The sequence below is a fragment of the Ginsengibacter sp. genome (assembly GCF_057362405.1).
The window spans coordinates 1-7794 of sequence record NZ_JBMQQG010000007.1 but is presented as its reverse complement, the minus strand read 5'-3'; the positions used below and the strand labels follow the sequence as shown (position 1 = coordinate 7794).

5 protein-coding genes are annotated in these 7794 nt (G+C 38.7%); 4 read left to right on the top strand and 1 reads right to left on the bottom strand.

The window, feature by feature from the left end:
- Positions 1-502 precede the first annotated feature (502 nt).
- The 3 genes from xylE to ACO1O5_RS00465 are packed head-to-tail and all read left to right on the top strand — an operon-like array spanning position 503 to position 5943.
- Positions 503-2203 (top strand): D-xylose transporter XylE, encoded by a 1701-nt coding sequence (xylE, locus tag ACO1O5_RS00475; RefSeq protein ID WP_486267370.1) that lies wholly within the window; start codon positions 503-505, stop codon positions 2201-2203.
- Positions 2204-2238: 35 nt separating this feature from the next.
- On the top strand, positions 2239-4428 hold the full coding sequence (locus ACO1O5_RS00470; RefSeq protein WP_486267368.1) for a glycoside hydrolase family 3 C-terminal domain-containing protein: 2190 nt from the start codon (positions 2239-2241) through the stop codon (positions 4426-4428).
- Positions 4429-4461: 33 nt separating this feature from the next.
- The gene (locus ACO1O5_RS00465) at positions 4462-5943 is read left to right on the top strand and encodes a xylulokinase (RefSeq protein ID WP_486267366.1); all 1482 of its coding nucleotides are present in this window, start codon (positions 4462-4464) and stop codon (positions 5941-5943) included.
- A gap of 1 nt (position 5944) precedes the next feature.
- On the opposite strand, the gene ACO1O5_RS00460 is transcribed toward ACO1O5_RS00465, so the two are convergent.
- Positions 5945-6736 (bottom strand): TatD family hydrolase, encoded by a 792-nt coding sequence (locus ACO1O5_RS00460; protein ID WP_486267364.1) that lies wholly within the window; start codon positions 6734-6736, stop codon positions 5945-5947.
- 78 nt (positions 6737-6814) lie between these two features.
- Here ACO1O5_RS00460 and ACO1O5_RS00455 point away from each other — a divergent pair, with 78 nt between their 5' ends.
- Positions 6815-7744: a hypothetical protein gene (locus ACO1O5_RS00455; protein ID WP_486267362.1), complete on the top strand. Its 930-nt coding sequence runs from the start codon at positions 6815-6817 to the stop codon at positions 7742-7744.
- Positions 7745-7794: the final 50 nt, after the last annotated feature.

Here is a 7794-nt window from a genome sequence, read left to right as displayed (position 1 = left end):
AGGTATGGATAACAGTTAGTTATGTCATTAATCCTCTTTGGTCACGAAGGCTTTGAGTACAATATCATCCGGGAGAACAGCTTTTTTTCTGAAATTTTTGTTTACTGTTTAATTCACCATATTTATAGCGGCAACTGAATCATCAATTTTTACTTCTTCCCCTTCTATGATCAGTATCAATTATAATATCCTCCAAAAGTGACTCCCGCAAAAATCATTATTTCAAAATAAAATGCAACCGTTTACATTTCTTTAAAATAATTCCTCTAAATTAGCCTATTCATAGTTGTACATTAACAGTGAATTCTAACAAAATAATTTGCTTTTAAACCTCATTACGATTGGGCAGTATTTTCATTCAAACCAAATACGGAAAGCTTTCTTTGGAAGACCTTCAAAAACATGCTGTTGAAAAGAGTGGATTTAGGAATATAAGTGGTGAGGAGGAATATTATGAAAATATAGTTAAAAGTTTTATCTGATAATCTACTAAACCAAATCAATGTCACTAGTAAACGCTTCTTCAGGCACAGCTTCTGCCAGTTTTCAAAAAGGAAATCCCAGGTACATACTCCTGCTAACGTTAGTGGCTACACTTGGAGGTTTATTATTTGGCTACGATACAGCCGTAGTAAACGGGGCTGAAAAATCATTGGTTACTTTTTATATTCAAAACATCACCAACCCGGCACATTACGATTACGCGGTATCCATGATTACCGAATACAGGATATTAATGGTCGTGGTTCTTTTTGCTATATTTCTTATTATCTCCGGGCAAATTATACGGCTGATCGGCATAAAAAAGGGCGGCATTACCGGCCTGGTCATACTTGCTTTTCTTTCCTGGTGGGCTGTAGGATTTATTGGCAATGCGGTTCCGGTTGATGCCGCAGCGTTACAGGATAATGCTGACGTAATTAAAGGCTTTCTAATTGCCAGCGCATTGATAGGCTGCGTTCTTGGTGGCGCCTCTGCAGGTTTTATTTCAAAATCACTCGGAAGAAAAAATGGATTGATGATTGCTGCTATTGCATTTTTATTGTCAGCAATCGGGGCCTGGCGGCCCGAGTTATTCAATATTTTTGGTGTGCAGGATGCATACTCATTTGTTATTTATCGTATTCTTGGAGGTATAGGAGTCGGTATCGCCTCGATGATCTCCCCAATGTATATCGCTGAAATTGCGCCGGCTAATGTGAGAGGGAAGTTAGTTTCCTTCAATCAATTTGCCATCATCTTTGGTATGCTGCTTATTTACTTTATCAATTATTTTATTGCACAACAGGGGAACGAACAATGGTTGATTACGGAAGGCTGGCGATGGATGTTTTTTTCAGGAGCTATACCGGCGGCAATTTTCTTTATTCTTTTATTCTTTGTGCCCGAAACTCCACGCTACCTTGTTATGAAAGGACATGATGAAAAAGCGCTGAAAGTGTTAAACAAAATTTCGGGAAGTAATAATGCATCGAGAATATTGGAAGAAATAAAATCTACCACCCATGAAAAAAATGTTCCCTGGCTGTCTTATGGTTTCTTCATAATTTTTGTTGGCATCATGCTTTCAGTATTCCAGCAGTTTGTTGGCATCAATGTGGTTTTATATTATGCAAGCAACATCTTCCGCAATATGGGTTCGAGTACTGATTCCTCTTTATTGCAAACAATTATTGTAGGAATTGTGAACCTGCTCTTCACCGTACTGGCTATTTTTACTGTTGACAAATTTGGAAGAAAACCTTTGATGATTATCGGTTCAATTGGAATGGCGGTAAGTATGATCGCATTGGGTTTTGCCTTTTATTTTAACCAATTGGGAATTGTGGCGCTAATATTTATGCTGGTTTATACAGCTGCATTCGCTATGAGCTGGGGACCGGTTTGCTGGGTTTTATTAGCTGAAATATTTCCTAATAGTATCCGGAGTGCTTTGTCAATTGCCGTTGCTGCACAATGGATCGCCAACTGGGTTGTGTCGCTTACCTTTCCTGTAATGAATGACAATGTTTGGCTCACAGCAAAATTTCATCATGGTTTTTCATATTGGATTTACGGCATCATGGGAATTTTATCCGCCATCTTTATGTGGAAACTGGTTCCTGAAACAAAAGGAAAAACATTGGAAGAAATTGAGCATCTCTGGAAGAAAAAACCAAAGCAAACAGTAGAAGATGCGTTGCTTACTAATACCGAGTTTTAATTAACCTATTTTAGAATATATCTAAAACCAACCTGATGAAAAGAATAATTATCGTATTTACTGCTATTTTTTTATGTTCTAACAACCAGGGTTACTCGCAGATTTATCCGTTTCAAAATACTTCGCTACCAATTAGCGTAAGAGTGAATGACCTGGTTTCACGATTAACACTCGAAGAAAAAGTGAGCCAGATGCTTAACTCAACTCCTGCCATTGAACGTTTGGGTATCCCGCCATACGATTGGTGGAATGAATGCCTCCATGGTGTTGCGAGAACTAAGTATAACACTACATCTTACCCGCAGGCAATCGGGATGGCGGCAACGTTTGATGTAAACTCCATGAAAATAATGGGTGATTACACTTCAGATGAAGGGCGGGCGATTCATAATGAAAGTCTTCGCAAAAAGGATTATAGCAGGTACACAGGTTTAACCTATTGGACACCGAATATTAATATTTTTCGTGATCCAAGATGGGGACGGGGACAGGAAACCTATGGCGAGGATCCTTTCCTGACGGCCAATATAGCAAAAGCATTTGTAGCAGGTTTACAGGGGAATGACCCCAGGTATTTGAAAGCTGCTGCGTGTGCCAAGCATTATGCAATTCACAGCGGGCCGGAGTCTTCGCGGCATACATTTGATGTGAACGTTAGTAATCACGATCTCTGGGATACTTACTTACCGGCATTTAAACAACTGGTGGTTGATTCAAAAGTGGCAGGCGTAATGTGCGCTTACAATGCTTATGCAGGACAACCCTGCTGTGGCAATGATAAACTGATGGTTGATATTTTAAGAAATCAATGGCATTTTACAGGTTATGTTACATCCGATTGCGGCGCTATTGATGATTTTTATAAAACGCATAAGATGTTTCCTGATGCAGAAAGTTCCGCTACAGATGCGGTACTTCATGGAACTGATGTAGAATGCGGTAATCATACTTATAAAACGTTAATAGATGCTGTAAAAAATGGCAAACTAACTGAGAAAGATTTGGACGTTTCTTTAAAGAGATTATTTACGATTCGTTTCCGGTTAGGAATGTTTGATCCCGTTAGTATGGTTAAGTATGCACAAATTCCTATTACAAATTTGGAAAGTGAGCCCCATAAACAGCATGCATTAAAAATGGCAAACGAGGCCATCGTATTACTTCGCAACGCAAATAGCACATTGCCGCTTAGTAAGAATATTAAACACATTGCAGTGCTTGGTCCCAATGCTGATAATGCCAATACACAACTGGGAAATTATAACGGAAAGCCATCTGTGGTTACTACTGTTTTGCAGGGAATAAAAGAAAAATTAAAGAACGGGGATATCTTTTATTCAAAGGCTACTGATTTTGTTTCAACCGAACCCGAGGATTTTTCAAAATTAATTGACAGTATTAAAGATGCCGACGTAATTATTTATGTTGGTGGCATATCACCAAGGCTTGAGGGTGAAGAAATGAAAGTCACAACACCGGGATTTAGCGGCGGCGATCGTACAACTATTGCATTACCAACTGTACAAACAAATTTTATGAAAGCGCTCAAAGCTACCGGCAAACCAATTGTTTTTGTCATGATGACCGGAAGCGCCGTCTCGATTCCATGGGAAGAGGAAAACATTCCGGGCATTATCAATGCATGGTATGGGGGCCAGGCTGCAGGAACGGCTGTTGCGGATGTTTTGTTTGGAGATTACAATCCCGCGGGGCGTTTGCCGGTAACATTTTATAAGGGCGATGCTGATCTACCGCCTTTTGATGATTATTCTATGCAAAACAGAACCTACCGTTATTTTAAAGGAGTTCCATTGTATCCATTTGGTTTTGGATTGAGCTATACAAAATTCGCCTATAACGATCTAAAATTATCAAAGAAAAAAATCAGTAAAAATGAAGCAGTAACCGCTGAAGTAACGGTTACGAATAGTGGTAAAATGGGAGGTGATGAGGTAGTGCAGTTGTATATTACCCATTTGACAGGGGGGGCAGACATTCCGCTGTATTCTTTAAAAGGGTTCAGACGAATCCACATTGCCGCCGGCGCCTCTGAAAAAGTAAGTTTCAATATTTCACCGGATATGTTGGAATTGGTAAATGAAAGCGGAGAAAGCGTTTTTGATTCTGGTGATATTAAAATCAGTATCGCTGGTTCTTTGCCTTCAGAAAGGAGTGCGGAACTTGGCGCCGCTAAACCAGCACAGGCAATTCTTGGTGTAAAATAAATTCATCTATTAATTAACTAATAAAAAATAATAATGCTCCTTCTAGGTATCGATATCGGCACTTCATTTATTAAAGTTTCAGTTGTGGATGCAACGACCCAACAATGCGTAGCAACAGCGCAGTATCCTGAAACAGAGAATGCTATCACCTCTTTGCATTCGGGATGGGCAGAACAATCCCCCGTGATGTGGTGGAACCAAACGGTACTGGCTATACGAAGTTTAAACGGCTCTAAAAAGTTTAATCCAAAAGAAATAGCAGCTATCGGCATATCCTATCAAATGCACGGACTTGTGGTTGTTGATAAAAATAAAAATGTGATAAGAGATAGCATTATCTGGTGCGATAGCAGGGCTGTTGAGACAGGTGAAAAAGCGTTTAATGCCATCGGTGAAGCAATCTGCTCCTCCTGCCTTTTGAATTCGCCCGGAAATTTTACTGCATCAAAGTTAGGTTGGGTAAAAAATAATGAACCCGATGTTTACAATAAGATTGATAAGATTATGCTGCCTGGAGATTTTATCGCAATGAAGTTAACCGGTCAAATCACTACTTCTGCATCTGCTTTATCAGAAGGAATTTTGTATGATTTTAAAAAGAATGATATTTCTTCAGATGTGATGAATTACTTTGGATTTGATAATTCTTTAATACCCGAAGTACAACCTTTATTTTCCTCTCATGGAAGATTATTGCCGGAAGTTGCCCGGGAACTTTCTTTAAACGAAAATACCACCGTTACTTATAAAGCAGGCGATCAACCCAATAATGCATTGTCGTTAAATGTACTTAAGCCGGGAGAAGTTGCTGCTACTGCCGGAACTTCCGGAGTTATTTATGCAGTCACAGATCAGTTGTTCAGTGATAAATATTCAAGAGTGAATGCCTTTGCACACGTGAACCATACGGCGAAGGATAGACGCTTAGGAGTGTTACTTTGTATTAACGGAACAGGGATTATGAATAGTTGGATAAAGAAAATGTGCGGCGATGGTTTAAGCTATAAAGAAATGGATGCCATGTGTGAGAACATTTTACCCGGAAGTGATGGATTATTTGTTCTTCCTTTTGGAAACGGTTCAGAGCGTATGCTACAGAATAAAATAGTCGGCGCCCATGTCGAAAACATAGACTTGAACAAACATACCAAAGCACATATTTTTCGTGCAGCCCAGGAAGGAATAGCATTTGCGTTTCGTTATGGTTTAGATATTATGCGGGAAAATAATTTATATCCAACGATTATTCGTGCGGGTAAATCCAATTTATTTTTAAGCGATGTTTTTGTACAATCATTTGTAAATGCAACGGGTGTGCCTGTTGAGTTATATAGTAACGACGGAAGCGTAGGAGCCGCATTGGGTGCAGGTGTAGGAGCAGGTATCTATAAAAATTTTGATGAGGCTTTCAGTCAATTTAAACCATTGAAAAAAGTTGAACCTACAGACACAAAATTATACGATGAACTGTATGTTAACTGGAAAAGGTTATTGGAAATTCATCTTGTGAAATAAATTAAATCCTAAACATTTTCTCTGCATTTTTTGTTGTACGCTCTGCAACTTCTTCAACGGAAATGTTTTTTATTTCAGCGATCTTCTGGGCTACGTATTTTAAATAGCTGCTCTCATTTCTTTTACCCCGGAAAGGAACAGGCGTTAAATAAGGAGCATCTGTTTCTAATACGATATAATCAAGATCTATATCCTTTACAACTTCTGCCAGTCCTGAATTTTTATAAGTAACGACACCGCCGATTCCCAGGAAAAAATTTTGATTAATTATATCTTGTGCATTTTGATGAGTACCTCCAAAACAGTGAAATATTCCGTTTAGGCCTTTTCCTTTATAAGAAGTAATTACATCTATTGTTTCCTGCATGGCATCTCGTGTATGTAACACTAACGGTATGTTGTATTGCAGTGCCCATTTCGCTTGTGTATTAAGACTTTCATATTGCTCCTTCACAAAGGTTTTGTCCCAATAAAAATCAAGCCCGGTTTCTCCAATAGCCGCGAAATTTCTTTCCTTCAACAATTTTTCGACTATTCTTAATTCATCTTTATAATTTTCTTTTACAGAACACGGATGCAATCCTGCCATTGCAAAACATTTGTTCGGGAATTTTTTTTCGAGAGCAAACATGGCTCCTGCTTCAGAGCTGTCAATGGCAGGAAGAAAAAATTTATTTACGCCTTCGTTTTCGGCTCGTTCTATTACTTGCTGAATATCTGTGGAGAATTCTTTTAAATATAAGTGAGTATGTGTATCTACAAGATTCATGATGCAAAGAAAAATTAAAAACATTTAACGTCTTATTAAACTTGCTCACGCAACCGGCGTCACAGGTGTGTTTAAAAAATATTCATCTTAATCTCATCTTTTATGAAACAAGTAAATCAGATTTCAAAATTGGCATTCCTGTTGGCCGTCTCAGGTATCGTTACATTTTCTTCCTGCAAAAAAGATAACACAATCAGCCAACCAACAGATACGCCTGCTGTAACAGCATCATTAGATGCATCTCAAAGTGATGCAATTGCTGAAACACAATTCGATGATGTGTTCAATATAACAATGGGCGTTCAATCATCAGATGCAGGAGAAGACATTGGCATCGGAGCCGGTGTTGACGTTATTTATAACAATACTACCAATCCGGATGGAACTCCAACCGGTACGCCGGATTCTATTTCCTCACGTTGTTTTACGGTAACCGTTATTCCGCACATTTTACATCAGTTTCCGAAAACAGTAACTATTGATTTTGGTACTACTGGGTGCCTCGGAAAAGATGGAAAGTTGCGCAAGGGGAAAATCGTAACTATCTATACAGGACCCATGTTCGTTCCCGGAAGTACAACCTCAACAACATTTGTAGATTACTCGGTTGATAGTTTTAAAATTGAAGGAACACATATAGTAGAAAATACCAGTTCCTCAAATCAAAAACAATGGACCGCTAAAGTTATTAATGGAAAAATTACCAACACAAACAATGGAAGTTGGCGAGCCTGGAACAGCGCAAGAATCCATACTCAAGTTGAGGGGAATGGTACACCACTTTACCCATTAGATGACGAATTTGAAATAACCGGCAATTCCTATGGTTCCAACTCAAACGGCAATACATGGACTGCGGAAATTGTTTCTCCTTTAATAAAAAAATTCACATGTCCCTGGAGAGCAAAAGGGACCGTAAATATCACGAGAGATACAACTATGGCGGTTCTTGATTATGGCGACGGAACCTGTGATAATAAAGCTATTATTACCATAAATGGAGTCAGCCACATTATTACCTTGCACAAGTAAAAATTGTTGTTGATTTGTTAAAAATATTTAATTAACTTCACCCTAGTTTT